The following is a 23,873-nucleotide window of genomic DNA, read 5'->3' as shown; positions in this document are numbered from 1 at the left end:
GGCCTGCGCGGCGTCAAGCTCGTCGTCTCCGATGCCCATGAAGGCATCAAGGCGGCCGTCACCAAGGTGCTGTGCGCCACCTGGCAGCGGTGCCGCGTCCACTTCATGAGGAACGTGCTGGCGCATGCCGGCAAGAGCGGGCGACGCGGCAAATCGGCCACCGGCGAAGGTTTCCCCTCATTGTCGGATACCCGACAGGATCACAAACCCGCTAACCGTTGCTTTCCTGAAAGTTTCCTTCTGGCACGTTTGATGCAGAGGATCTTCCGAACACATCAGCGGACGCCCTCCTATGAGCAGGCTCAGGGAAAAATGCTGTCGCCGCATTCGAGGCCGCGCCTCGCTAACCGCCAAGTCGGTCAGCGATGGGCGCATCATGGTGGAGGCGGGCGACTTCGCCCGATTAAAACCCGGTTGGAAAGCATCTCGCTGACCGAGACGCGATCATCGAAGCGGGCGGAGATACGTCGATCCCGTCCACGCCCACAAATCGTGGACATGATTGTCGATCTCATCACCTAGCCGGGATCCATGGGCTTCATACCCGACAATACGAATGCGCGATCAAACTCTAGCAAATCCAGCAGCACCGAGGTCGAGAATGCCCGCATGGACAGTAAGCCCAATGGCCATGGCCGATATTCGCCGCGAACATCGCCTAATTGGGAAACACCTATAGGAGCAAGGCAAGTGGAACTCTCTTGCGTTGGAGTGGGTGCTGGGCCTTCTAATTTGAGCCTTGCGTGTCAGATACACGAGCAAATCGGGCAAGGGGCACTGTTCCTGGATCGGCAAGTCGACTTCCGCTGGCACCCAGGCATCGCATTCAATTCCTCGGAGCTCCAGGTCAGCCACTTCAAGGATCTGGTCACGCTGGTGAATCCGCGATCAGCCTACACTTTCGTAAACTACCTGCACGAGAACGGGCGTCTGTACCACTTCCTGAATGCACAGTTCTTCGAGGCCGTGCTCAGAACTGAGTTCGAGCAATACCTGAACTGGGCCTTCCACAGGAACCCGCTTGTCCGCGGCGGCGAAACGGTGCGCCAAATCCGCTTTGACGGCGCGTTTCGGGTGCACACCGATAACGCGGTTCTCGGCGCCAGAAACGTCGTGCTCGGCATTGGCAAGCAGGCGCATATTCCGCCTCAGTTTCAGGGCTGGACTGGACGCAACCTGTTCCACTCATCTGAATTGCTGCACATTCATCCTGAGGTGCACAAAAAGCATGTCTGCGTGGTCGGCGGGGGACAGTCCGGAGCCGAGGTGCTGTTGCACCTTGTTGGTCTGCCAAAAGAACGGCGGCCTGTCTGGATAACCTGGGTCTCGCAGCGCGAAAACTACCTGCCCATCGACAACAGCCCGTTCACAAACGAGTTGTTCATGCCCTGCTTTTCGGATCGTTTCGCGGCAATGAGCGAGTCGCAGCGCAAGCTGTTCCTGCGGCGCTTCGTGCTTGCTTCGGACGGCATTTCGGAAAGCACGTTGCGCGCGATCTATCAGGCGCTATACCGCCACGCGTTTCTAGAGCCAAACCGATGCGATATCACACTGCGGCCGGGCTGCACTGTCTCGCACTGCATCAACGCCGGCGCGGGCCACAGACTCACCCTGCAGCACGGCATGGAGGAGGTCGAAGAAGTCACGGCCGACATCGTCATCCTGGCCACCGGTTACGAGAACGCGGTGCCATGCTTCTTGGAACCGATGGCGGACCGGCTGGAAAAGATCGACAACGAATTGGCTATTCGCGAAGATTTTTCGGTGTGCTGGGACGGACCGCGTGACAGACGCATCTTCGTACAGAACGCGAGCCTAGGACAGCGTGGGCTGGCTGATCCGAATCTAAGCCTGCTGGCCTGGCGAGCGCGTCGCATCCTCGACAGCCTTCTGGGGCGCGCGCCGCGCGCCAACCCCGAGCATCCCAGCTTCATCAGCCCTACCTCTGTCGAGAGCTGGTCCGACACCGTCGCAGAAGTAATGGGCAGCGGGATATGACCGGCCGACTGCGGATCATTGGCGGTGGCCATCCAAGGAATGATTCCGCCTTCACTGCAGCGGAGGCTGGAGAGCGAGACGCACTTAGCGTCGCCCATATGCCGTGGAGTACTGTTTCCGTCGACCCACAACCTGACCAGCGCCCGATTGCCCTAACCGGAATGTTCGACCAACCGGTCTTTCCAACAGGAGGCTTTTCGCATGTTGACTGATGCACAAAGAGAAAAGTGGCAGAAAGACGGATATGTCAGGCTCGAAAGGTTCTTCGATCCCGCAGCTCTGGAACGTATCTCCAGCTTTGTTGAAGATGTATCACGCTGGGATGTTAGCGATAATAAATGGCTCATGTGGTTCGAGAAAACGACGGACAATCGAAAGGTCACCTCTAAGGTCGAGAATTTTCTCGAATTCCATGATCCATTACGCAATTTGCTACTACAAGATCAGCGCATAAAGTCTGCGGTCGAGGAATTGCTCGGCGAAGGCTCGCGCAGGCTCAAGGAATTGCTGATCTTCCACTATCCCGACAGCGGCGGCTATCGCCCGCATCAAGACATTTATCACATTCCACACAGAGTGCCCGACCGGATGGTCCATGCGGTCGTTGCCATCGGCATTGACGACTCCGACCCGGACAACGGCGGACTTTTCTTCAGCCCTGGCAACCACAAGAAGGGAGTATTTCCCATGGATGCCGGCGGGGTGATGGATCCTGAAGTCGCCAAAATGTTTTCCTGGGAACCGGTAGTATGGAAGGCTGGCGACATCTTCATCTTCGATGATTACGCACCGCATTACTCAAAACCGAACAAAAGCAATCGTTCCAGGCGGACACTCTACTTGGTGTTCCAGCGTGCTTCAGCCGGTGGACCGGCCCGCGCTGAATACAACGTGCTTAAGCGCGCTCTTAATCCGCCCGAGGGCAAAGTGGCCGATCTCGACAGACTCAAGCCCCCAAACGGCATTTTTTATCGAGATTGAGCTCACGGTGCCAAACGAGGCATGCACACGGACTGATCGACCGCAAAAAATATGCGCGGGGAGCATGGGGTTCTGATTGCCGGCTAATGGAGCATCACCCGCAGCCCGTCACGACGCTTGGGCATGTCGATTGTGGGCTGGTCGCCGGGCGTCCTACGCCTACAGCCCTACTGGCGCACCCGTGTAGCCCGTCTGGGCGGCCAGAGCCGGATTATTCTGGCGGGGGCGCCAATGGGTCGGGTTACCGCCTCTCTCCGCAACGTGCAGCAGAGGCTGCTGCTTTGGCAGCGAACATACCGCTGCTTCAACAGCTGAGATTCGTCATGCGCAAATACACGTTTTCTCGAACGGAACTGTCGCGGGCGTTCGGTATCGACATGGCCACGCTTGGAACGGGAAGCGCTGGCACCGGGTTTTCATTCGGAAAGGTTGCACCGGGCGTCACATCCGAGCCCCATCGGCACGACGAAATCGAGGCCTTCGTGGTCATGTCTGGAGCGGGCAAGGTCAGGACCGACCTTGGGGAAATCTCGGTCAAAGCCGGCGATGTCGTTCTGTTTCACCCTTTTGAAGCACATGTGCTGCGCAACGATGGGGACGAAGACCTAACTTTCGTCGATGTCTACTGGCGCGACGGCAAGGCCGCCCTCGAAGCTGCTGCACAGGTCGCGACTCCCCGCCGGCCGATCTTCGTCTTCTCCACGCCGCCGACGCCTAATGGCGATCTGCATCTGGGGCATCTTTCTGGCCCTTATTTTGGCGCCGATGTCTACACGCGTTTCCTGCGCATGAAAGAGGTCGAAGCCTATCACCTGACTGGAAGCGACGATTACCAGAGCTACGTCGCCACGCGTGCCGATGCCGATCAATCGACGCCCGCAAAGGTGGCGCGCCACTACGCCGACGAGATTCGAGCCACGCTTGCGCTTCTCGACTGTGAGGTCCACAGCTTCCTCCCCACTTTGGGCGATGACGCTTATGCAGAGTTTCAGGCCGCGTGTTTCCGTAGTCTTCTGAGCAGCACGGCGGTAGATCTGCGCCAGAGCCCTGCGCTCCTCGATGCTGTGACAGGCGACTACCTTTACGAACCGGATGTAAGCGGCCTCTGCCCCGATTGCGGCGGCTCCGCTGGTGGCAACATCTGCGAGGAATGCGGCGCGCCGAACCTATGCCACGACCTAGGTGCGGTCCGGTCGCGGCACTCGGCCGAGGCGCCGGTGGTCGGCTCCGTGCGCCGTCCCGAACTTGCGCTGGAACGGTGCTACGTCAATATCGACCGGCATTTAAGGGCGTCAGGCGCCCCCATTCGGATCATGGACCTCTTCGCGCGTCTACGCCAACGTGGCGACTTTTCAGTGCCCATCACCCACCCGTCGGACTGGGGGCTACCGGCCGAGGGGTTCCCGGGGCAGGTGACCTGGGTCTGGCCAGAGATGGCGTTTGGTTTTCTTTACAACATCCAGGCGCTAGCTAGCTCGCTCGGTCGAGACTGGAATGCGGCGCTGCCCAGCAATGACTGGCAGATTGTTCATTTCTTCGGCTTCGATAATTCCTTCTACCACGCCCTACTTTATCCGGCGCTTTATGCTGAAATCTTCTCGCACTGGACGCCGCGCATCCGGTATCATGTGAACGAGTTCTACCTGCTCGACGGCCAGAAGTTCTCGACCAGCCGCGGCCATGCGGTCTGGGGCAAAGAGGTTCTGGGCCCAAAGACAGTCGATGTCGTTCGTCTTCATTTGGGCCTGACACGCCCGGAAGGTGAGCGGACGAACTTCACGCTGGACGCGTTACGCCGCACCGAGAACGAGGTGTTCCAAGGGATCTGGCTGAATTGGCTTGATGCGCTGCACCGGGAAATCAAGCAGAACTTTGGCGGCTGTGTGCCCGACGCAGGCGACTGGGCTCCCGCCGATCGCGCTTTCTTTGCTCGGATAGAGATCCATCGCGCGGCGATGGAACGCGCCTATTCGGACGATGGCTTCTCGATCCGCCGCGCGGCCGCGCAGGCCTGCGATTTCGTGAGCGATTGTGTAGTCTACCGACAGGCGCAAGACTATGAAGCGGCGCGACGTCTGTATCCCGCCCGCACCCGCACTTCGCTCGCCCTTCAGACGACGGCCGCTGCGATCCTGGCACAGACGCTCGCGCCGCTGATGCCCCGATTCGCCAGCACGCTCGCGCGAGGCGTCGGCGGCGTGTCAACCGAAACATGGCCGCGGTCGGTCCAGAGGCTTGCGCCCGCAACGACCTTTGATCTCGGACCCATGCTGGCGTTCTATGCCAGAGCAGAGATTCCTGTTCTCAATGAGGAGGAGGCATAATAGCCTATCGTAATTTCGACCAGATTTGGGCGGCAATCAAAGCTGATGATGCCGAAGCTTTACTCGCTACCACTGGCTGCCGAAGGCCACTCCCAGACCATAGTCACTAACACTGGCCGGCCTTAACCAACATATCGTCGAGACGCTGGCCCGCGCCTTGGAGGATCGCTCGGTTGACAGCTTTCGAGCGCTTGCCATTCGTTTGGCAAATGCCGAGCGGGCTTCACTGCGCTGACCAACTTTTTCGGAATCGCGGAATTTCCGACCTATTGCCAGCCGGTCGAGAAGGTCATGCGGTTCGGGGCGCTGGGTCAGCCTAGCGCGCCCTGGATAGCGCCCAATGGCGGGACAACGCCTCTCGTCTATAGGAATGACCGGCCCCTATTTGCTGGCCGAATGCCTATTCGAGCCAATCGAGCTTCTAAGGACGACGGGCCATCTGCGGCGCAGATTAGTATGGTCGCGCTCGAACGTGAGCCGATCGTGTCGCTCGATACCTGGCTGGAGAAGGGGAGCCAGCGCAGAACAACCGTACTTTGGGTACAGCATTGCGTGTTGTCGACGCTCAACGCCGCGCGGATCGAACGCAATGCCCGCCGCCATGCCAATCGGGTGGTGAATTGAGTACACGCTGCAAGCAATCATCACATGGGGCGGTGGCCGCGCTTCTAGACAGCCTGGACCTCGGCGACAGATCACGCCCGCTCTGGTCGACGACTGGGGCAAGCGTGGGGCCTTTGGAATGGTCGTATCCCATGGTGCGTTCCCGGTCGAGCTGTCGATCCCGGTTTCGGGGTTTCATCGCGGGGCGTGGTCATTTGCGACTCGAATACCGCCCTCGGTGGCAGTGATGTGGCGCCCCATGGGCAGAAGCGATAAGCCCAGCCACATTTGATCCAGGCCACCGAATCGAAAAGACTTACGTCGTGACCCCGTGTCCTGCGCGATGTCACGTTCCGCATGGGGCCGGGTGAGATCCACGAGCTTTCAACGGCATCGTCGGGCTTACCCGTCGCGACGACGGGGCATCCGCTTCGCCTCGCAGCGGAAGCAGACGCGAAACCCTGAGCACTGCGGTGGAGTACAGGAACCTGCAACGCTTCCCAACCTTTGTCACGAAGATCTGGAAGGTGCATGCGGCAAGCTGCATCCGGCGTCTAGCGAAACAGCATACGCGGGATCTGGTGGAAGCACTCGACGGCACTCGACGCGCTGGGCCTCGTCGGCCCGGCTCTAGGAGAAAAGATCAGGCATGAGCTAGCAGCCAGGCGCTGCATACGGGAGTCAGTTGTAGAGATCGCCCGCGCATCGCCGGCGCCGAATGATGCTAGATGAGCCGACGCCAACATTACCGCAGGGCAGATAGCCAAGCGGTTCTCGCCCTCAAGCGTCTGACCCATGGTGCGTGTCCAAAAGCTGACAGCGGCAGAAAACATGTCGGGTTCAAAACAACCGGCCGTCTTGGGCTTGTGAGGTTTTCGAGGCCGAATCATCCATTTATTGCGGGCTAAGCGCGCTGGCACGACGTTTGCTGGTTGAGATCGGCAAAGCTGAGTGAGGGCTGATCGCATGAGAACACGCAAGACATTGTGGTCTCCTAACCGGTGTGTTCCGTTTCTGAGAGAAGAACCAGCTCGCGCATAAACGTCAGGAAAGGTGTGGGAATGGAGAACAACATGTTGCGTCGCGAGTCCCCGGCTCCTCCGATCTAAGTGGACGACTGGCTGCGTGGCGAACCCATTATGAGCTTCAGCCCGCAAGGTGTAGGGATGACAAGTGGAATGGAACCCTGGTCAATTCGCCCAGTTTCTGCGGCGCGCCCGCAGTAACTATGCATGGAGCACAGGGTCGATCGTTTGCTGCAGGTCAAGGCTCGGACCTTAATGACCTCCAACCGAATCGCCGCGGCCGCGATATTCGACGCGAATTTGGCCCGTCGTTGAAGACGTCACAGTCCAGGACGTGTTCAAGGTCGGCCACAGGGGCAGCATTTACGTGGAATCGGCCTGGCTAGGCGGACATCGGCTGCGCAAGCGGGCCCGAAGTCGGCGTAACCGAAAGCAGAAATCCTCCGTTGAGGACGAGACCTGAAATTGAGGAAACGATTGTCTCACGCAGCGCTTGGCCCTGCCGTCAACAAGGACGGAGAGGCCCTTGCCCCGCCCGTTAGTCAAATGCCTCCTGCGGCTGATCCTTGCTCAGGACTTCCACGGCTCATGCCAATGGAAATCGGACACCGGGCTGCTGGCCGATTTCAACATCACCAAGGAAACTGCGCCGGAATATCCAATCATTGGCAATCCGGATCCGGACGCGCTGTGGAGGCTCGACATGTTTTAGACCGTAGTGGAGCTTGCGATCGAGGAGCGCTCAGGCGTGATGACATAGTCAACAACAGAAATAAAACCGACCGGTGCTCCGGGCGCGTGCTTTTAACGGTCGGGCATTTCGCCGGTCTGTCGAGGCGTCTACCGGTTCGGCTTCGAGACTCTCCGGAAACTCGCGGATACCGGCGCGAAGCTGGTCAACGATGCGACTGCAGCTATTGCCTATCCCGACGTGGCGCGGGCGTGAAGAAACCGATTTTCGAGGAAGGATCATGTCAAACCTGGATGAGATGGCGAAGAAAGTCCGAAAGCTTCAACTGCGGGCGGCAATTGCCAAGACGAACTTGCGGGACCTTGCCGAGGGTCTCCCGGTCAAATGGATTGAGATAGAGGAAGTCGCCGAGAAAACGCATGCCGTTTATGCCGAGTTGGATGGTGCCAGGAGAGAGCTCGCCAAAATGAAGACTTTGCGATGAGGAGCACATTCATCAGCCGCGACGGCTCCACATGGGTGCCGGAATATCTGATCGCCATAGATGGCAAGATCTGCATCGGCTGCGGCCGCTGTTTCAAAGTCTGCTCGCGCGAGGTCATGCATCTTTACGGCGTCGATGACGCGGGCGAAATCCTCGGCATCTGCGCGGGTGAGGACGACGACTTCGACGGTGAGCTCAATCGCATGATCATGGTCGTCGACCATGCCGGCCGATGCATTGGCTGCGGAGCCTGCGGGCGCGTCTGCCCTAAGAACTGCCAGACCCATGTCGCGGCCGACCATATCGCGGCGTGAGCAGCTTGGTTTTGACGCGACCAAAAACCGGGAGAACGCCGTTGCGATTCATAAGCTTTTGCCGGCTCCTGGGGCTGGTCCTCTTCGGCAGCGCTGTGACTGTCTACATCGCTTCACATTCGATCGGCACAGTCGTCGTTGCAATGCTGGCCTGTTCACTGCTGCTTCAGATCGTCTATTTCGCAAGCGTGTTGGTTCTGGTCTGGCGGTCTGGCGGCGCTCACAGAACTCGTCAAAGCGCTGGCGTTTCCGGGAGTTCCCAGAAATTTCGATGCCAGTCGCCAGATGATGGTGAGATTAGAGATGAGTGTCAGATATGCCCCTACGCAACCACATGCTCGGCATATCGCTGCTCATCCCTTGAGGCGCCGTACCAAGATCAGAGGTCAGATTCATGTCGCTTGATGAACCATGAACGGTGAGGCGATTGATTGAGGGGATACTTGGGACGGTCAGAGGCGACTGTATTCCGGCCGATCTAAGCCGGAGGATGCAGTGTTCGGCTCCATAGGCATTGGCGTCGATCGCCGCAACGCCCGGCACGCGGATTGCTTCATCTCGATCGAACGAAACCGCTGGCGATAATGATGAGGCTCCCTGCACCGCCTCAGAACATCGCTGGCTTCAAACAAGAACGCCATCTCAGGCCGGAGCTGGTTCAGGCGCAATGCCCGCTTTCTGGAGAAAACATTGCTGAAAAAGTTCGAACCCTATCCGCTCACCTTCGGGCCTACACCCATCGAGAAGCTCGAGCGCTTCGGCAAGCTTCTCGGGGACAAGGTGGAAATCTACGCCAAACGCGAGGACTGCAATTCTGGTCTCGCCTTCGGTGGAAACAAGCTGCGCAAGCTCGAATACATCGTTCCCGACGCGATCGCGTTAGATGCCGATACGCTCGTCACTGTCGGCGCCGTGCAGCCCAACCACACACGCATGGTCGCTTCGGTCGCCGCCAAGATCGGCATGAAGTGTCTGCTGGTCCAGGAGAGCTGGGTACCACATGAGGATGTCGTCTACGACCGGGTCGGCAACATTCTCTTGAGCCGCCTCATGGGAGCAGAGGTGCATATGGTCGACGAGGGCTTCGACATTGGTATCAGCCGCAGCTGGGAAAAAGCAGTCGACGAGGTCAAGGCAAGGGGCGGCAGACCTTATCCGATACCAGCGGGCGCATCAGTTCACCCGAATGGCGGCCTTGGCTATGTGGGGTTCGCAGAGGAAGTGCGCGCTCAGGAAAAACAGCTTGGGTTGGCCTTCAAGCATCGTGGCTTGCACGGTCACCGGTTCAACACAGGCCGGCATGCTCGTCGGGTTCGCCAAGGACGGTCGACAGCGCAATGTGATCGGAATCGACGCCTCCGCCACCCCCGCCCAGACCCGTGCGCAGGTGCTTGGCATTGCCCACATACAGCGGCCCTCATCGAGCTCGGAACGGAGATCGTCGAGGATGACGTCGTGTTGCTCGAGGACTACGCGGGCCCCTGTTATGGCATTCCGTCCGATGAAACCAAGGAGGCCATACGCCTGTGTGCACGCTTGAGGGGATGATCACGGATCCCGTCTACGAGGGCAAATCGATGCAAGGGATGATCGACCTCATCCAGAAAGGCTTCTTTCCGGCCGGATCAAGGGTGCTGTACGCCCATCTTCCAGGCCAGCCAGCACGCACCGACGCCTGATCGACTAGATCCATTCCGCAACCGAGAAATGCCAGATGAGCTCCGTTCGTCGCCTCTCGCTCGTCACTGACGAGATTCACTCACTGACGCCGGGACCACAAGCCGGTGCATTGCGCATACCGATCGCCACGCAAGGCCTTAAGGGCCTCAACGCCCATTTTGGGTCGGCCAGGCGCTTTGCCGTCTACGACGTGACGCGTGACGATTGGAATTTCGTGGAAGCCGTGGCCTTCGATGACGTTCCGACGAGAGCGGCAAACATCGGACCGAGGGCGATGACCGCATCACGCCGAAAGTGGAGGCATTGAGGGGCTGTCATCTCCTGTTTGTTTGGCAATTGGCGGGCCTTCGGCAGCCAAGCTCGTTTCGGCAAGAATCCTTCCGATCAAAGTGCCGCACCCTCAATCGATCGAAGACGTACTGTCGCGGACCCAAGCGATGCTCAGGAAGGCTCCTCCGCCATAGCTACGCAAGTTGCTGGCGGAAGTAGGCGCCGCCGGTGAGAAACGATCGTTCGAGGACGAGGGCTGAATGAGGAGAAAACGAAATGTCTGATGCCACGGTTAACTCCGCTATCAACGAGAACGGGGCGGCCTTTGCAACCTTTTGTCAAATGCCTTCTGCGACTGATCCGCGCGCAGGATTCCTATGGGTTATGGGAAGTCAAAACAGACGCCGAACTGCTGGCCGACTTCATCGTCACCAAGGAACAGCGGCGTGCGATCCCGATCATCGGCGATCCTGATCCGGACGTGCTGTGGAGGCTCGAGATTTTCCAAGCCGCCGACGGGCTTGCCATCGAGGAGCGCTCCGGCCGGATGGCATCGCCGATTATGGAGATCAGCCCTGAGGGCTTCGGGCGCGTGGTTTTCACGGCCGGGCGGTTGGTCCGTTTTGTCGAAGACCCTGCGCGACGTCCACCGGTTCGGCTTCGAGACGTTCCAGAAACTCGCCGAGGCCGATACGAAACTGGTCGACGCTGCGATCGCAGCCATCGAAGCTCGTGCGACCTCGGGATAGGCGTGATGGGGCCGGGTCTCGAGAAAGGGGATCATGTCAGACCTTGAGGGCCAAAAGAAGGTCCGGAAACTGCAGTCGCGCGCGGGAGCTGCGAAGATGGAACTGCACGACCTCGCCGGGGACCAGTCAACTTGACCTAGATCAAGGCGGTCGCCGGAAAAACGTTCGACATTTTGCTGAGTTGGACGCTGCAGGGAGAGAGTTAGCTGCAGTGGAGAATTCAAGATGACGAGCTCTTCCGTGGCCCGCGAGCGGCCGCTATCAACACGACGACCTGCATCGGTTGCGATCGCTGCCTCGAGGTCTGCTGGCGCGAGGTCATGCACCTTCACGGCATGTACGAGGCGGGTGAAATCCTCGGCGTCTGCGCCGGCCAGGGCGACACTTCTATGCCGACTCAACCCACGCGGCCGAGTAAAATTGATGTTTTCAAACGGGGCAGCGCCGATGAAGCCACTCGTCCTGATCTGTTCGCATGATACGGAGTTCTATTTAACTCCTGGAGGCGGATGACTTCACGACTGAACTGGCCGGCGGAGCTGAGGAGGCGCTTGCATCGGCCACTGAACGGGAGCCGCGGACGGTAGTGCTGGACTGCCAGCCGGCAAGCGCGACAGGATTCACCATCTTTGCCCAGCTCAAGGGGGACCCCCGAACCGCCGGTCTGCTCGTTATTGCTCTGATCGCGCCCGGCGCCGAGAACCAACATTTCGATCTCTTGAAGTCAGGCATTGAGAGCTTTGTGCGGCAAATCGCACCAGCGAAGCTGCTCGACTGTCCACGGGCAAAGCTGGCGCTGGTGAAGCCGGGTTCAAACGGGATTGCGAACGGCAGATTGCTCCGCTGTGGCAGCTTTGAGATGAACGTCGATGCCCGCCGAGTCCGCGGTAACGGCCACGACAATCCACCTCGGACCGATCCAGTTCAGACTGCTGCGGCTTTTGCTCTAGATTCCCGGCAAGGTGTTCAGCCGGGACGAGTTGATCGCCGCAGCTTGACCGGACAATATCCATATCGAACGCACCCTCGATGTCCATATCAGCCGGACCAGAAAAGAGCTGAAGGGGACCTCGCCCGGCAGCGTGATTCCTACCATCAGGTCCGACGGCTACTCGCTCGAGGAGGCCGACGGTGAATAGGCATCGGTGCGCTGCCACTCCCCATCTCCGTCGTGCTGGAGCGCAAGTCTAGCGGCTTCGAACGCGCTTACGGGTACGACATACTCAGAAAGAAGCAGCCAGATGCCTTTTAAAACCGTGCTCAGTGTGACGGGATCTGACCACTTCGATCAGGACGTCAGAACAGCTGCGAGCTTGTGTGCCGAAGTTGGCGCCTGTCTTTCCGTACTGATCATCAGATCTGCCACGCCTTCGCTGATCCACATTGGCGTCACCGGATGTCCTGAACAACGCGCACTGGACATGGCCGGACTGGAAAAACGGTCTTGGCAAATCGAGAGACTTTCACAGCACATCGGCAGACTGGAAAAACAGTCCAGGGAAATCGAGACACTGCTGAGAGCCATGCGGCTTCCCGGTCACGTCGATACCGAGTATTGCAGTCAGGCCAGTGTCGGTGGTGTGGTGCGACAGCGGGCGCTCTGCGCCGACGTCACAATCGTCGGCCCCGCACTTCTCAACGACGATACTCTCGGACGTCTCGTTATCAACGGCAGCTTGTCCGAAACGGGAAAGCCGGTGCTTATTGTGCGAAGGGGCGCTGAGGCGACTCTGAGGCCATGGCGCGTGCTGGTCGGCTGGAATTCGCTAGTCCAAGCGTCCCGGGCGGTTCGCGAAGCGCTGGATCTCCTATCCGGTGCGGAGGAAGTTCGTCTTGCCGTAGTCGATCCGGAGGCGAGCCACGGAAATGGCCCCGAGCCGGGAGCCTACATTGCTGCCTATCTCGCTCGGCACGGTATTCGGGTGGTGGCGGTCGACAGGTTGCAGAGCGCCGGGCAATCGGTCGCCACTGTACTCGCGCAGCACGCGATCGACACGTCTGCCGACATGATAGTCATGAGCGCCTAAGGTCGCCGCCGGCTGCGTGATCGGATCTTTGGTGGCGTGGCGAGATGGATATTTGAGAAGCCGCCATTGCCGCTGTTTTGGCTCTCTGACTGGTTCCAGAGTAGCATCGATGCTGTTCGAAACTCTACTCCCCTGGTCGCCTATCCTGATGCCAATTCGGAGAAAATCGCAGCAAACACGCAAATTTCGCGGAGCTCTTCGGAGCCAATCTGCGTGCACTCGTGGTCGCCGATGGCGAGCTCAATCGAATGATCATGGTCGTCGATCATGCCTGCGGCTGCATTGGCTGCCAAGCCTGGGCCTGCGTCTGCCCGAAGAGCTGCCAGTCCGATGTGCGGCCGACAGGATCGCTGCATTGACCTGACTGGACAAAACCAGGAGAACGGCGTTGCCCTTTAGAACCTTTTATCGCGTCCTGGGACTGGTCCTGTGAGCCAACGCCCTAACGGCCTACTTCGTCTTGCATTCTATCCGCGCGGCAACTTTTACAACGCTGGCTTGTTCACTGTTTCTTCAGAGGCTTTCCGGGTTGGAGCAGTCGACTCGGCGAGGATCACCTCATCGACATAGCGGTGCTTGGACAGGTGAGCGAAACTGCGCTTACCCGCGGTGTCGAGATCGCGATGCAGGAGAACGGGCTCCCAATACGTTCGTGCCTTCTCTTCTTGGCCTTCGCGGCCGCGAGGCATCTGGTCATTTGTGTCTGCGAGACGGATTACTCGGGCTACCCCGATCGCCGAGACGACACCGTCAAGGCGATGCAACTCGCCCTCAACCTTGGGATGGAGACACGCTTTGTCATCCACGCTCCGTTGATGTGGATCGACAAGGCGCAGACCTGGGCGCTGGCGGAGCGCCTGGGAACGAGGCACTTGTTCACCTCATCTGCGAGGAAACCCACACCTGCTACAACGGCGACCGCAAGCACCGCCATGCCTGGGGTTTCGGTTGCGGGAACTGCCCAGCATGCGACCTACGCGCTCAAGGGTGGGAGCGATTCTGCTCCTCTCCGGCGAGCGCACGCCGCGACCGATCGGCGCCTGTGCCGCCGTGCGGGCCGGCACGCTCCAATCTGACTGGACCGCTGACGATCGAGGCCACCACTGCAACGAAGGATTCGGTCCTGGCCGACATGGTTCGGCTGATGGAGACAGCCGAAGGCAGACGCGCTCGCTGTCGGCGGATCGCCGATCGTGCGTCTGCCGTGTATTCTCCGGTCGTCCATCTTACCTTCGTGGCGTTTCTTGGCTGGTAGTCGTCGCGGGAGATTGGTGCCAAGCGATCACAATCGCGCCGACCAGCGCACTGTCACCGGCCGCGTCGCAGTTCAGGAAGGAGAATTTCCTGAAAACGGTCACCGGACCTGAAAATTGATGCTCCTGCGGGGCAGTCATGAAAATCGTACATCGAAAAAATGCAAATTCTGTTCCGATACGATCGTGAAGGATGGTTCGAAGCCATGAAAAACGGTCTTGCCAAACCCGATCTTAATGAAAAGCGCTTTCTCACTTGCTGAAACGCTCGGATGGGCTGTTCGTGTACTTTTCGCCGAAGTACCGAGGCCCCTTTTGAAGTCGAAGAGCAACGGCGCGATAACCGAGGCATCCATCCGGCCGTGTAATACCCAGGACAGCGCCGGCGCGTTGCCCCAGCCGGAGTCGACCTCATCTCGGTCGGCTGGCCACCCTTGGCCAGTTCCTCAATCGACAGGTTGTCCAGGAGAACCGCGTCGACGCTGGTTGCAAGCGCGCTGTCCGGTTCCAGCGCGTCGGCGTCGATCTTGATCGTGTGGCCCACGCCCGCTCGCGCTCGCTCAATGGCGGTGCCGTGGCTACGGACGATGCAAGGCTGAATCTCTTCGTTGGTCATGCCGGGATAGGTCGCAGTTTCCAATGATCTGACTTTGGCCCGGCGAAGGAATGGCGCGATCGATCCGGTCGCATTGACGACGAAGCTGAGTTCGGGTTCGTGAGTCTTGCTGAGCGGCGTCGGCACACAGATGATGACGACGTCCGTCGCGACGATTCGCGAGAAGTCCATGGTGGCTTGAAACCCAGCGTCAACGCTCGAACTGATCGTTACTTCGCCCAGGTACTCGATACATGAGGGCCCTTTTGAGGATGATGCTCGTCAATGCCGAAGCCCAATACCTTAAAAGCCTTCATCGACGAAGCGGAGCACAAGCGCCAGGCCGAAACAACCAAGGCCGACTACGCCGACCGTAGCCGTCTTGTCCCTCGCGACGAGGGCAAGTTTGGTCGGTATGAGTCCGTACTCCGGTGATCAGCTTTCGATGGAGAGACTGGTCTAGATGTGCGAAAAGTTAGCTGATGAGAATTGCCGACCGACCAGCTCACCAGATCACAACGAGTTTGGTTGAACAGCAATGGTGCTTCCGTAGATGTCTATCCAGTTCGATCCGCGGCCGCCAACCAAGTGCTGTTAGGCGGCTCGAATTACAAACCTGTACGGGCCGAACGGCAATTTCGACCCGTCTGCGAGCCATGTGGCGGCTGCGACGCTCGAAAGATCGTCGACGCACGCAACGCCGGGAGGAACCGCGTTACAATATGGGGTAGCGGGTCGCCGTTGCGCGAATTCATGCATGTCGACGACCTTGCCGACGCGCTCGTCTTTCTGATGGACCACTACGATGCCGCCGGGCCGATCAATGTCGGCAGTGGCCAAGAAATATCGGTTCTCGGCCTCCACCAGCTGGTGGCGGAACTGTCCGGATGGCAAGGAGAATTTGACTTCGATCGCTCCAAGCCCGACGGCGCCGCGGAATGGCATGGTCGAGATGAGGCTACGCCCAAATTGCTGACGGTAAGCGTCGCACAGCATCGCCCCCGCGATTTTGGCGATCGCACCACTGATTCGTCGGCTCGAGCGGCGCGGTCATCAGCGAGCTTTCCTGGATCGGTTGTGCCGCAAATTTGGGGTAAATGCAGGACGAGCCGAGCAGCATGAACTTCTCGACGCCCGCCTCGAATGCGGCCGCAATCGTAGAAAGCTCGATCGAGAGATTGGACGTTCGTTGTTGGCCAAGATTCCCCTGACCTTGGCGGCAGCCATGAAAACTAGGTCGGGACGTTGTGCCCGGACCCATGCGGTCGCCGCTGCGCGATCGGTCAGGTCGAGATCACCACTGTCCACCGTGAGAATCTTTACTTCGGGCAAGCCGGACAGCCGGCGCACCAGTGCGGACCCAACCATGCCGCGATGCCGGCGACCCAAATGCGTTTGCCGCGCGGCGGCGGAAACTGCCGACGAGCCGATCGAGCCGATCGTCAAAAGGATCGAGGCGATCATGCCGCCGCAGATTCCGCCGCACGTGATGGCTGCTTTCGCGGGAAACTCGAAATCCTGACGAGAAGGTCTCTGGTGCTGCGTTAACAGCGAGCAACCTGGGCTCGATGGATTTGGTGAGCGCCTCGAGCGTCCGCCTGAAACAGCGGATCGCGCCCGGCCGCGCTGAAGTACTGGACACTCATCATGTCGCCAGACAATCATATAGTCCTCCAGCACCACGGCGGCCCATGCACCTCCAGTACAGCACGGTATGCTGGAGGTTTTTTCAGCGTGAGGCGCAGCGAGTGCATCCATCGCTGCCCACCTACCGATCCTAGTAGTTTTGAGAATCCCATCTCCGCATAGTCTTGGGCCGGTCATCGCCGACTTACCCCAGTCAGGCCGCCTGACGCGATCTCAACAGGAGGACGCCGTGAAGCATAACGCACCCTTCATCCCACAGCTGCAATTCCTTTCAACGTGATTGGTGGAACATGAGCGCAACCGTTCTGAAATTCGGGGGGTCTTCTTTTCTTCATCCTGAAGACTACGGTCGAGTTGCTGGGCACATCGCCGACCGACTGGCGGCTGGCGAAAACAAAATCGTTGCCGTGGTCAGCGCGATGTCGGGAATAACTGGCAACCTGAAAGCAGTCATGCTCGACGTCAACAAGCAAGCATCACCATCGAACCTCGATGCGGCACTTGCAACCGGAGAGATGCTCAGTGCTTGCCTGCTGGAGGCCGCCATCAGCCGGCTAGCGATTCCTGTAATGTCTTTGAACGGCTATTCCCTTGGAATACGCACGAATTCAAACTTCGGTCGCGCCTCAGTAGAAAGCGTAGATCCAAAGCTAATTATGGCAGCATTGCAGGAGCACGAAGTTGTCATTGCCGCGGGCGCCCAGGCAATTGATCAGTCCGGCAGGTTAACGTTTCTTGGCAGAAACAGCTCTGATCTGACCGCTATCGTAATTGCATCCATGTTAGGAGAGCACGCTTGCGAAATTTACTCGGATGTTCCGGGCGTCTATACGGCAGACCCTTATCTCGTCCCAGGGGCACAACTGATTCCGGAGATCGCCTATAGGACAATCGCACAGATGTCGCGACATGGCGCAAAGGTACTGCACCACAGGGCAGTGGAATACGCCGAGAAGCAGGGGGTCACCATTGTTTGCAAATCTCTCACCAGGGACGGAGCCGTCACGGGCACGATCGTAACAGGACATGGGAACGCCCGTTCCGTCACAGTGGCTCGCGATGCAGCGGTAATATCGTGCGCCAGCCTCGCAGAACGCGACAACCTTCGCGCGCTTCTTGATCAACACGACATCAGCGCGATCTGTATGGAAGACAACTGCGGGGCCGGCATATGCGTTCTAAGCGACATTGATTTTGCCGTGCGGCTAGTCAAGCTGACGGGCACTCGCTCGGCCTCCATTGAATCAAGAACCGCGGTGACAGAGCTTGATTCTTCAGTGTTGCGCGTCCACTTGGAGGGCGATTATGAGCGCGCCACTTTCCTGGCGCGCCAGATCCACGGGCGGATGTATCCTGGAGCAGATGGCGAACCATTTGGGTCGAGAATGGCTAAACAGCGCTCACCTTATAGTTCGCTGCTCATCCGCGGAAATAATGCGCCGGGAAATCCGGAGTAGCGGAGTCGCTCGGCGATGTGATCGAGCTCGTGGCGACGCTCGCCAGAGTGAATTTCAGCGATGGTAGCCAGGCACTTGCGGCTGAGTCATCGATGACTCACAGGATGCGGAACCACCGCCCATCGGTCAGTTGGTGCAGCCTCTTGGGCAGGCAGTATTTCCGGCCGCGATGAGCGGTAGCGAAAGACGCGAGCAATGCCAGCCAGATCGCACGCGCGGCTTTGGGGGCCGCCTCTCTTCAATAGCCCAGTTCAGGCATGCCTCGTCGAACCGAGCGTCAGAAGGTCTTTGCCAGCATCCCGCGCGGCTTTGACACGGCCATCCTCAACTCTACCAGAAATTATCAGGCGCACCATCCGCTCATCGAGCGCCTTGAGCCCGCTTAGTATCCGACACCTCAATGGCGCATACTCCTTGCACCGAGTATAGAAGGTCGCGTCGCTGATTCCGTATTTGCGGCACAGGTCGGTCGCCGAAAGCCCGGCCTGGTGCTCCTTGAAAATGCCGATGATCTGTCAAAAAAAGCGATCGCTTCATTGCTTGTCTCGCTCTCAAAGAGCAGACTAACCGCAAAGCGAGAACGATACAGGGGAGTACGCCGGCCGACTTGGATGCCTATTCGCGCATGCCGATGTGAGGCCGGTCTGAGTCTCGACTTCTTTTTTTAAGCAGGGCGGTGGCACGCCAGCTAATTGACGTAGTCTGGAGAACGCGCGCAAATGTCGATGTTATCCGCGAAGTCAACTGACTGGACATTATAGACATTAAAGACTTGTTACAAAGTTAAACTTTAAGAAGGCTCACCCAACCTACACTTAATTTAAATTAACGTTAATCCTTGCGGTGACGTGATAGAGCTTTGGCGATGCCGGCCTGCCGATAACGGCCCGCTGAGCCGCAGTCTGGCGGCCGGCAGCTTTGTGCATCAGTGATGACATCCGGCGCAAATGGCTGCGGAGCAGAGACCATGGAACGCCCGCCGACGACTACGGTCTCTCAACCTCGAGGGCCGGCAACAAGAGTGTCCGACCAGTTTTCTTTGGTCCCGTCGATACATTTTCCGAGGGCAGCCGGCGAGGCGTTTGCCGTCGAGTTCGGCCGATTTCTCGACCAGACCGATAATATTGCTCAATCCAAGCGGTTGTTCGACGTGTTATCTGCTTTTGTCCTGAATCTTGATTGCCTGTGGATCGCCTATAGCTCTCTTACACCCGACCAAAAATCTTTAAAGCGGTTCCGACGCGAGCCAGCGATCATGCTGAATTATCCTGATAAATGGCAGGAGCGCTATTTCGAAATGGGCTATCATAGTATAGATCCTATCATCAAGACGGGTCGAAAGCGGGCGGGCGCCTTCCGATGGAGTGAGGTGTACAATGACGCAAGCACGACTGAAGACGAACGGCGCGTTTTCGATGAGGCTGCGACGTTCGGATTAAGGTCAGGCATTAGCGTTCCATTGCACGGCCCCAATGGCAGCTTTGCGATCATGAGCTTTGCTCAATCCTGGGACCGCGAATTCCACAATAGAATAGTCACCTACTTGCAACTTGCGGCGTTTCATTTCCACCTGAGGGTCGCGAAGGTCGAGAATTCGAGTGGCGTCGGGGAAGTCCCTAAGCTTTCTTTAAGAGAGAGGGAGTGCATTATGTGGGCGGCGAGAGGTAAATCGTCGTGGGAAATAGGAAAGATTTTAAGTATATCTTTGAATACTGTGAATTTCCATATAAAAAACGTAATGAAAAAGTTGGATGTTAGTAGCAGAACGGTCGCTGCGATAAAAGCCGTAGACTTCGGAATTATCGAATTGTAAAAAGCGAGATCCAGGCGTCATACCTGAGGCACCATCGGCCTCTCCCGACGGGCAAGAAGCGCCCATTCTTACGAAAAATTCGGCCATCTTGACCTGCCACTGAACTTTCATCCAGTGGCGATTAGAGCCTCGGCCGTTTCTGCTCCGATTCTTTGGACCGCCGGAAGGTGGAGTTTCCGGGCCTTTTCACGATGGCGGGCTGGCGGCGCCATTGTGATTGAGCAACGAGATCGGGCCCTTGTGCCCGATCGCACCATGCGGGCGCACCTCGTTGTAGTATCTGCGCCAATCGTCCAACTTTTCAGCGGCATCGGAAGGGTCAGGAACCAATGGGCGTTCCGGCACTCCGCCCTGACGCGGCCGTGAAAGCTTCGGTGTAGGCGTTTGTCGGTGGGCTTTCCCGGCCTGCTGAAGTCGAGCGTCACGCCTTTCGCTTAGGCCCATAGGCCGAGGTCGCGGGAGACGAACTCGGTGCCTTGGTCAACGCGGATCGTCTTCGGATAGCCGATCTTCGGACAGACCTGTTCCAGTGCCCTGGACACCCTCCGCCCGAGCTGAACCGCGGGTCGAGCACAGGCACATAGCGGGAGAACGTGTTCACGACCGTCAGCACACGGATCTTCTTGCCCGTCGCGAGCTGATCGTGGACGAAGTCCATCGCCCAGACGTCGTTCGGGCCGACGGCTTCCTCCCGGCCTTCCCGCAGTTTCGCCTTCACACGCCGCTTCGGCGTCTTGTTCCTGATCTGCAGGCCCAAGTCCCTGTAAATTCGATAGGTTCGCTTCATGTTGATGTCCCCAGCCCTCGCGCGTGAGCATTAGGTGCACGCGCCGGCATCCGTCGCGGACCCGTGTGGCGCAGATGTCCTTGATCCGAGCTTCGATGCCGGCCTGATCGCGGCGGCGGGACTTGTAGTGATAGGTCGACGTGTCGAACTCCAGAACCCGGCATGCCCGCCGGATCGACATGTTCCACTCATCACACGTCTCCGCCACCAGCTCGCGTTTGCGACCAGGCCTCACAGTTTCGGCGAATGACGTCCTGCAGCATCTCCTTGTCCAAGGAGAGATCGGCCACCAGCCTCCTGACCTTGCCGTTCTCGTCCTCAAACTGCTTCAGCCGCTTCATCTCGGTCGGCAGCAGTCCGTCGTATTTCTTCTTCCAGTTGAGGTACGTCGCCTGGCTGATCCCCGCCCGACGACAGATCTCCGCGACGGGGATTCCGTCCGATCCCTGCTTCAGAATGAACGCCTTCTGCGCGTCCGAGAACTTCGATGTCTTCATCGTCTTCCGCACCTCCCAGCCAAGGGATGTTATACCAACGGTCATGAAGCTCGACCGACGTGAGCCCACTCTCGCATTCCGATTGATGTGATTGTTTCGGGTTGGGCGATGAGCTTCAGCCAAGCCTCGCAGGCGGCGTCGATGATGGCGTCGTGGCCGTCGAAGACGCGGTTGGAGAGCCAGTTGGCGCGCAGAATTGCCAGACGTTCTCGACCGGGTTGAGTTCCGGGGCTCGCGACGGCAGCAGCACCGGCGTGATGTTTTTCGGCACCTTCAGCTTGGCGGTCGTGTGCCAGCCTGCCCGGTCGAGTAGCAGCACGGCGTGCGCGCCGCGCGCCACATGGCGGCTGATCTCATCGAGGTGAAGATGCATGGCCGCAGTGTCGGCAAACGGCAGCGCCATGGCTGCTCCCTTGCCGCGCGCCGGGCAGATGGCGCCGAACAGGTATGCGCTTTGATAGCGCTGGTCGGCCGGATGCCTGGGCCGTGTGCCACGGCGCGCCCATTGCCGCACGACACCGTTCTTCTGGCCAATTCTGGCTTCATCTTGACACCACACCTCGACGGGCTTGCCCTTCGGCAGATCGGCGAGGTGGGCGTCTAGCGTGCGCGGAAAGTTTTTTTGAACTCTTCCGCGATCCAGGCATCCTGCGCCGGATGGCGCGGCCGCGCGCTCATGTGCGAGAAGCCGAGTTCCTTCAGCAGCTTGCCCACGTAGCGGTCGTGATAGGCGACGCCGAAACGATCCGCGATGACGCCAGCGCACCACGCCGTCAACCGCCAGGTCCGGTCCCGTCTCGACGATTTGCGCCAGTTCGGCCTTCTGTTCCGGCGACAGGCGCGGCATGGGGCGGCCATACCAGGCATCCTTCAGTCCGTCAGGGCCATCCTCGTTGAATCGATGCACCCAGTCCCGCAGCGTCTGGCGGTCCATGCCGCCGATCCGTGCAGCATCTTCCCGGCTCATCCCGTCCATGACCCCAGCCAGCGACAGCAAGCGCCTGCTCTGGTTGACGTCCTTCGCCGCCTTCGCCAGTCGCCGAAGCGCCACAGCCGAATAGTCCGTCCGCACCTTCACCGCTGATCCCATCGCCCGAATCCTCCTCGCGACAAGGAATCACGGATCAGTTGAGGCGGGAACCTCTAGCAGGCCTGCTAGAGAGTCAGCCCTCAGAGCCTTTGGTATTACCGCGGAAAACTCCACTCTCGAACGACCCAGTTTTCAGGGATCGGGTCATTTCTGTTACGCCGTATGGCGCGGTTTGAGCAACCGGCGGAGACGCGAAGCCTTCATTGAGCGCAGCGTCGGAGCCGGTTGCGGCGAGGGTTCCGGCGAAGGCCACCGGGGTCTGGCAGCCGAGCCAGGAATGCGGCCTCGCGGTGTTGAAGTCCTGCCTCCATTCGGCAATGGCACTGCGGGCGTGGTCGCGGCCGAAGAACAGGCTCTCGTTCAACAGCTCGTCGCGCATTCGGCCGTTGAAGGATTCGACGTAGCCATTTCGCATCGGCTTGCCCGGCGCGATGTAGTGCCATTCGACGCGATGATCCTTCGACCAAGCGAGGATGGCGTTCGAGGTGAACTCTGTGCCGTGGTCGGAAACGATCATGTCCGGCTTGCCGCGCCGGGCGATCAGGTCAGTCAGTTCCCGAGCAACGCGCCGACCGGAGATCGACGTGTCCGGGATCGCGGCAAGGCATTCGCGCGTCACGTCATCGACGATTTTCAGCACCCGGAACCGCCGCCCGCAGGCGAACTGGTCATGGACGAAGTCCAGCGACCAGCGCGCGTTCGGCTTCGCCTCAACCAGGATCGGCGCCCACGTGCCGACCGCTCGTCGCCGTGCCCGGCGCTTGCGCACCGTCAGGCCCTCCTCGCGGTAAAGCCGGTAGATGCGATTGACTCCTGTGGCCCGCCCTCTCGCTGGAGCAGAATGAACAGCGTCGATAGCCGAAGCGGCGGCGCTCGTTGGCGAGGTCGCGCAACCTTGTGCGCAGCTCCGTCTCCGGCGGACGCCGGGACCGATAGCGGACCATCTTGCGATCGGCACCGACGAAGTAACAGGCCCGACGCTCCGACACGCCCATGACGGCCTGCAGAAGCGCGACGCTTCGCGCTTGGCGGCAGGCCCTACCATTTTTTTGAAAGAAGCTCGCGCAGTGCCGACGCTTCGAGCATCTGGTCGGCGAGCAGCTTCTTCAGCTTCGCGTTCTCGTCTTCCAAGGTTTACAGCCGTTTGGCATCGGAGACGTCCATCCCGCCATACTTCGCCTTCCAGTTAACAGCGTCGCCTCGGAGATCCCATGCTTGCGCGCTAGGTCGCCCGCCTTTGCTCCCGCCTCATGCTCACGCAGAACGGCGATGATCTGCTCTTCCGTAAACCGCTTTCTCTTCATCAGTCCGTCCTTCAATCGAGGCCGGACTCTAATCTCAGATGGAGGAAATTACCCGTGGCAGGTCAATGTGACATCGTTTGCGCCGAGAGTTTTTTTGAACCCGCATTTTGGGGCGGTGGCTGGACTAAATGGGCCAGTACCGTGGCGACTATCGAGAGGCTGCTTCGTTCGATCGTTGAGATGGCGGCCTTTGCGCCAGCGGTGAGCCGATAGTGTCCTGAAGGTTCTGCAAAAAGCTCTGGAGAGAGAACAGCCCTTACTCTGAGGCGAGGGGCGGCCATGGC

The 23,873-nt window shown here is 59.1% G+C and carries 21 protein-coding genes and 11 pseudogenes; 24 read left to right on the top strand and 8 right to left on the bottom strand.

Annotated features, from left to right (window positions below; genetic code table 11):
• From AC0L3N_RS31500 to AC0L3N_RS31415, 18 genes and pseudogenes are all read left to right on the top strand, one after another.
• Positions 1 to 159 (top strand): annotated as a pseudogene (locus tag AC0L3N_RS31500) (transposase); the annotation flags it as partial.
• A gap of 531 nt (positions 160 to 690) precedes the next feature.
• On the top strand, positions 691 to 1,998 hold the full coding sequence (locus tag AC0L3N_RS31495; protein WP_473551468.1) for a lysine N(6)-hydroxylase/L-ornithine N(5)-oxygenase family protein: 1,308 nt from the start codon (positions 691 to 693) through the stop codon (positions 1,996 to 1,998).
• 201 nt (positions 1,999 to 2,199) lie between these two features.
• Positions 2,200 to 2,979 (top strand): phytanoyl-CoA dioxygenase family protein, encoded by a 780-nt coding sequence (locus tag AC0L3N_RS31490; RefSeq protein WP_473551467.1) that lies wholly within the window; start codon positions 2,200 to 2,202, stop codon positions 2,977 to 2,979.
• 323 nt (positions 2,980 to 3,302) lie between these two features.
• Positions 3,303 to 5,303, top strand: a complete 2,001-nt coding sequence (locus AC0L3N_RS31485) for a class I tRNA ligase family protein (RefSeq protein ID WP_473551465.1) — start codon at positions 3,303 to 3,305, stop codon at positions 5,301 to 5,303.
• 456 nt (positions 5,304 to 5,759) lie between these two features.
• Positions 5,760 to 5,927, top strand: coding sequence for a hypothetical protein (locus tag AC0L3N_RS31480; protein WP_473551464.1), 168 nt, complete (start codon positions 5,760 to 5,762; stop codon positions 5,925 to 5,927).
• 1,530 nt (positions 5,928 to 7,457) lie between these two features.
• Positions 7,458 to 7,643: a hypothetical protein gene (locus tag AC0L3N_RS31475; RefSeq protein ID WP_473551462.1), complete on the top strand. Its 186-nt coding sequence runs from the start codon at positions 7,458 to 7,460 to the stop codon at positions 7,641 to 7,643.
• Between the two features lie 105 nt (positions 7,644 to 7,748).
• Positions 7,749 to 7,877: a DUF269 domain-containing protein gene (locus tag AC0L3N_RS31470; protein WP_473551475.1), complete on the top strand. Its 129-nt coding sequence runs from the start codon at positions 7,749 to 7,751 to the stop codon at positions 7,875 to 7,877.
• A 25-nt stretch (positions 7,878 to 7,902) separates the two neighbouring features.
• The gene (locus AC0L3N_RS31465; protein WP_027033222.1) at positions 7,903 to 8,106 is read left to right on the top strand and encodes a CCE_0567 family metalloprotein; all 204 of its coding nucleotides are present in this window, start codon (positions 7,903 to 7,905) and stop codon (positions 8,104 to 8,106) included.
• Positions 8,103 to 8,420 (top strand): ferredoxin III, nif-specific, encoded by a 318-nt coding sequence (gene fdxB / locus AC0L3N_RS31460; protein WP_473551460.1) that lies wholly within the window; start codon positions 8,103 to 8,105, stop codon positions 8,418 to 8,420. Before AC0L3N_RS31465 ends, fdxB begins: the two co-directional genes overlap by 4 nt.
• A gap of 143 nt (positions 8,421 to 8,563) precedes the next feature.
• A complete protein-coding gene (locus tag AC0L3N_RS31455) occupies positions 8,564 to 8,842 on the top strand; it encodes a hypothetical protein (RefSeq protein ID WP_473551473.1) in 279 nt (92 codons plus the stop codon).
• A 268-nt stretch (positions 8,843 to 9,110) separates the two neighbouring features.
• Positions 9,111 to 9,968 (top strand): pyridoxal-phosphate dependent enzyme, encoded by an 858-nt coding sequence (locus AC0L3N_RS31450; RefSeq protein WP_473551459.1) that lies wholly within the window; start codon positions 9,111 to 9,113, stop codon positions 9,966 to 9,968.
• Positions 9,965 to 10,099: a hypothetical protein gene (locus tag AC0L3N_RS31445; RefSeq protein ID WP_473551457.1), complete on the top strand. Its 135-nt coding sequence runs from the start codon at positions 9,965 to 9,967 to the stop codon at positions 10,097 to 10,099. Before AC0L3N_RS31450 ends, AC0L3N_RS31445 begins: the two co-directional genes overlap by 4 nt.
• A 35-nt stretch (positions 10,100 to 10,134) precedes the next feature.
• Positions 10,135 to 10,630 (top strand): annotated as a pseudogene (gene nifX / locus AC0L3N_RS31440) (nitrogen fixation protein NifX).
• A gap of 16 nt (positions 10,631 to 10,646) precedes the next feature.
• Positions 10,647 to 11,119, top strand: a pseudogene (locus AC0L3N_RS31435) (NifX-associated nitrogen fixation protein).
• A 33-nt stretch (positions 11,120 to 11,152) separates the two neighbouring features.
• Positions 11,153 to 11,348: pseudogene (locus AC0L3N_RS31430) on the top strand (CCE_0567 family metalloprotein).
• Positions 11,349 to 11,439: 91 nt separating this feature from the next.
• The gene (locus tag AC0L3N_RS31425) at positions 11,440 to 11,598 is read left to right on the top strand and encodes a hypothetical protein (protein WP_473551456.1); all 159 of its coding nucleotides are present in this window, start codon (positions 11,440 to 11,442) and stop codon (positions 11,596 to 11,598) included.
• Between the two features lie 528 nt (positions 11,599 to 12,126).
• A complete protein-coding gene (locus AC0L3N_RS31420) occupies positions 12,127 to 12,258 on the top strand; it encodes a helix-turn-helix domain-containing protein (protein WP_473551471.1) in 132 nt (43 codons plus the stop codon).
• A 102-nt stretch (positions 12,259 to 12,360) separates the two neighbouring features.
• Complete coding sequence (locus tag AC0L3N_RS31415) at positions 12,361 to 13,146, top strand: universal stress protein (RefSeq protein ID WP_473551454.1); 786 nt, start codon at positions 12,361 to 12,363, stop codon at positions 13,144 to 13,146.
• A gap of 140 nt (positions 13,147 to 13,286) precedes the next feature.
• On the opposite strand, the gene AC0L3N_RS31410 is transcribed toward AC0L3N_RS31415, so the two are convergent.
• Positions 13,287 to 13,439, bottom strand: a complete 153-nt coding sequence (locus tag AC0L3N_RS31410) for a hypothetical protein (protein ID WP_473551476.1) — start codon at positions 13,437 to 13,439, stop codon at positions 13,287 to 13,289.
• Here AC0L3N_RS31410 and AC0L3N_RS31405 point away from each other — a divergent pair.
• The 3 pseudogenes from AC0L3N_RS31405 to AC0L3N_RS31395 form a co-directional block, all read left to right on the top strand.
• Positions 13,377 to 13,510, top strand: a pseudogene (locus AC0L3N_RS31405) (ferredoxin family protein); the annotation flags it as partial. The gene AC0L3N_RS31410 and the pseudogene AC0L3N_RS31405 overlap by 63 nt on opposite strands.
• Positions 13,511 to 13,670: 160 nt before the next feature.
• A pseudogene (locus AC0L3N_RS31400) lies at positions 13,671 to 14,161 on the top strand (7-cyano-7-deazaguanine synthase); the annotation flags it as partial.
• Positions 14,149 to 14,439: pseudogene (locus AC0L3N_RS31395) on the top strand (nitrogen fixation protein FixI); the annotation flags it as partial. The pseudogenes AC0L3N_RS31400 and AC0L3N_RS31395, both read left to right, overlap by 13 nt.
• A gap of 15 nt (positions 14,440 to 14,454) precedes the next feature.
• Here the strand turns inward: AC0L3N_RS31395 and AC0L3N_RS31390 are convergent.
• The gene (locus AC0L3N_RS31390; RefSeq protein WP_473551470.1) at positions 14,455 to 15,222 is read right to left on the bottom strand and encodes a hypothetical protein; all 768 of its coding nucleotides are present in this window, start codon (positions 15,220 to 15,222) and stop codon (positions 14,455 to 14,457) included.
• A 57-nt stretch (positions 15,223 to 15,279) separates the two neighbouring features.
• Here AC0L3N_RS31390 and AC0L3N_RS31385 point away from each other — a divergent pair, with 57 nt between their 5' ends.
• Entirely contained in the window at positions 15,280 to 15,429 is a 150-nt protein-coding gene (locus AC0L3N_RS31385; RefSeq protein ID WP_473551453.1) for a hypothetical protein, read from the top strand.
• 504 nt (positions 15,430 to 15,933) lie between these two features.
• Here the strand turns inward: AC0L3N_RS31385 and AC0L3N_RS31380 are convergent.
• A pseudogene (locus AC0L3N_RS31380) lies at positions 15,934 to 16,385 on the bottom strand (NAD-dependent epimerase/dehydratase family protein); the annotation flags it as partial.
• A 546-nt stretch (positions 16,386 to 16,931) separates the two neighbouring features.
• Here AC0L3N_RS31380 and AC0L3N_RS31375 point away from each other — a divergent pair.
• Positions 16,932 to 18,098, top strand: a complete 1,167-nt coding sequence (locus AC0L3N_RS31375; RefSeq protein WP_473551452.1) for an aspartate kinase — start codon at positions 16,932 to 16,934, stop codon at positions 18,096 to 18,098.
• Positions 18,099 to 18,259: 161 nt separating this feature from the next.
• Here the strand turns inward: AC0L3N_RS31375 and AC0L3N_RS31370 are convergent.
• Positions 18,260 to 18,391, bottom strand: a pseudogene (locus AC0L3N_RS31370) (IS3 family transposase); the annotation flags it as partial.
• Positions 18,392 to 19,119: 728 nt separating this feature from the next.
• On the opposite strand from AC0L3N_RS31370, the gene AC0L3N_RS31365 reads away from it, so the two are divergent.
• The gene (locus AC0L3N_RS31365) at positions 19,120 to 19,911 is read left to right on the top strand and encodes a LuxR family transcriptional regulator (protein ID WP_473551450.1); all 792 of its coding nucleotides are present in this window, start codon (positions 19,120 to 19,122) and stop codon (positions 19,909 to 19,911) included.
• Between the two features lie 186 nt (positions 19,912 to 20,097).
• Here the strand turns inward: AC0L3N_RS31365 and AC0L3N_RS31360 are convergent.
• The 4 genes and pseudogenes from AC0L3N_RS31360 to AC0L3N_RS31345 all read right to left on the bottom strand — a co-directional run.
• Positions 20,098 to 21,195 (bottom strand): annotated as a pseudogene (locus AC0L3N_RS31360) (IS3 family transposase).
• 115 nt (positions 21,196 to 21,310) lie between these two features.
• On the bottom strand, positions 21,311 to 22,285 hold the full coding sequence (locus AC0L3N_RS31355) for an IS630 family transposase (RefSeq protein WP_473551449.1): 975 nt from the start codon (positions 22,283 to 22,285) through the stop codon (positions 21,311 to 21,313).
• 73 nt (positions 22,286 to 22,358) lie between these two features.
• Positions 22,359 to 23,589: pseudogene (locus tag AC0L3N_RS31350) on the bottom strand (IS3 family transposase).
• Between the two features lie 62 nt (positions 23,590 to 23,651).
• The coding region (locus AC0L3N_RS31345; protein ID WP_473551447.1) for a hypothetical protein at positions 23,652 to 23,873 on the bottom strand (222 nt) is incomplete at its 5' end.

Source organism: Mesorhizobium sp. WSM4807, from assembly GCF_055811615.1.
The sequence above is the reverse complement of the archived record's forward strand: the minus strand, read 5'-3'. Positions and strand labels throughout refer to the sequence as shown.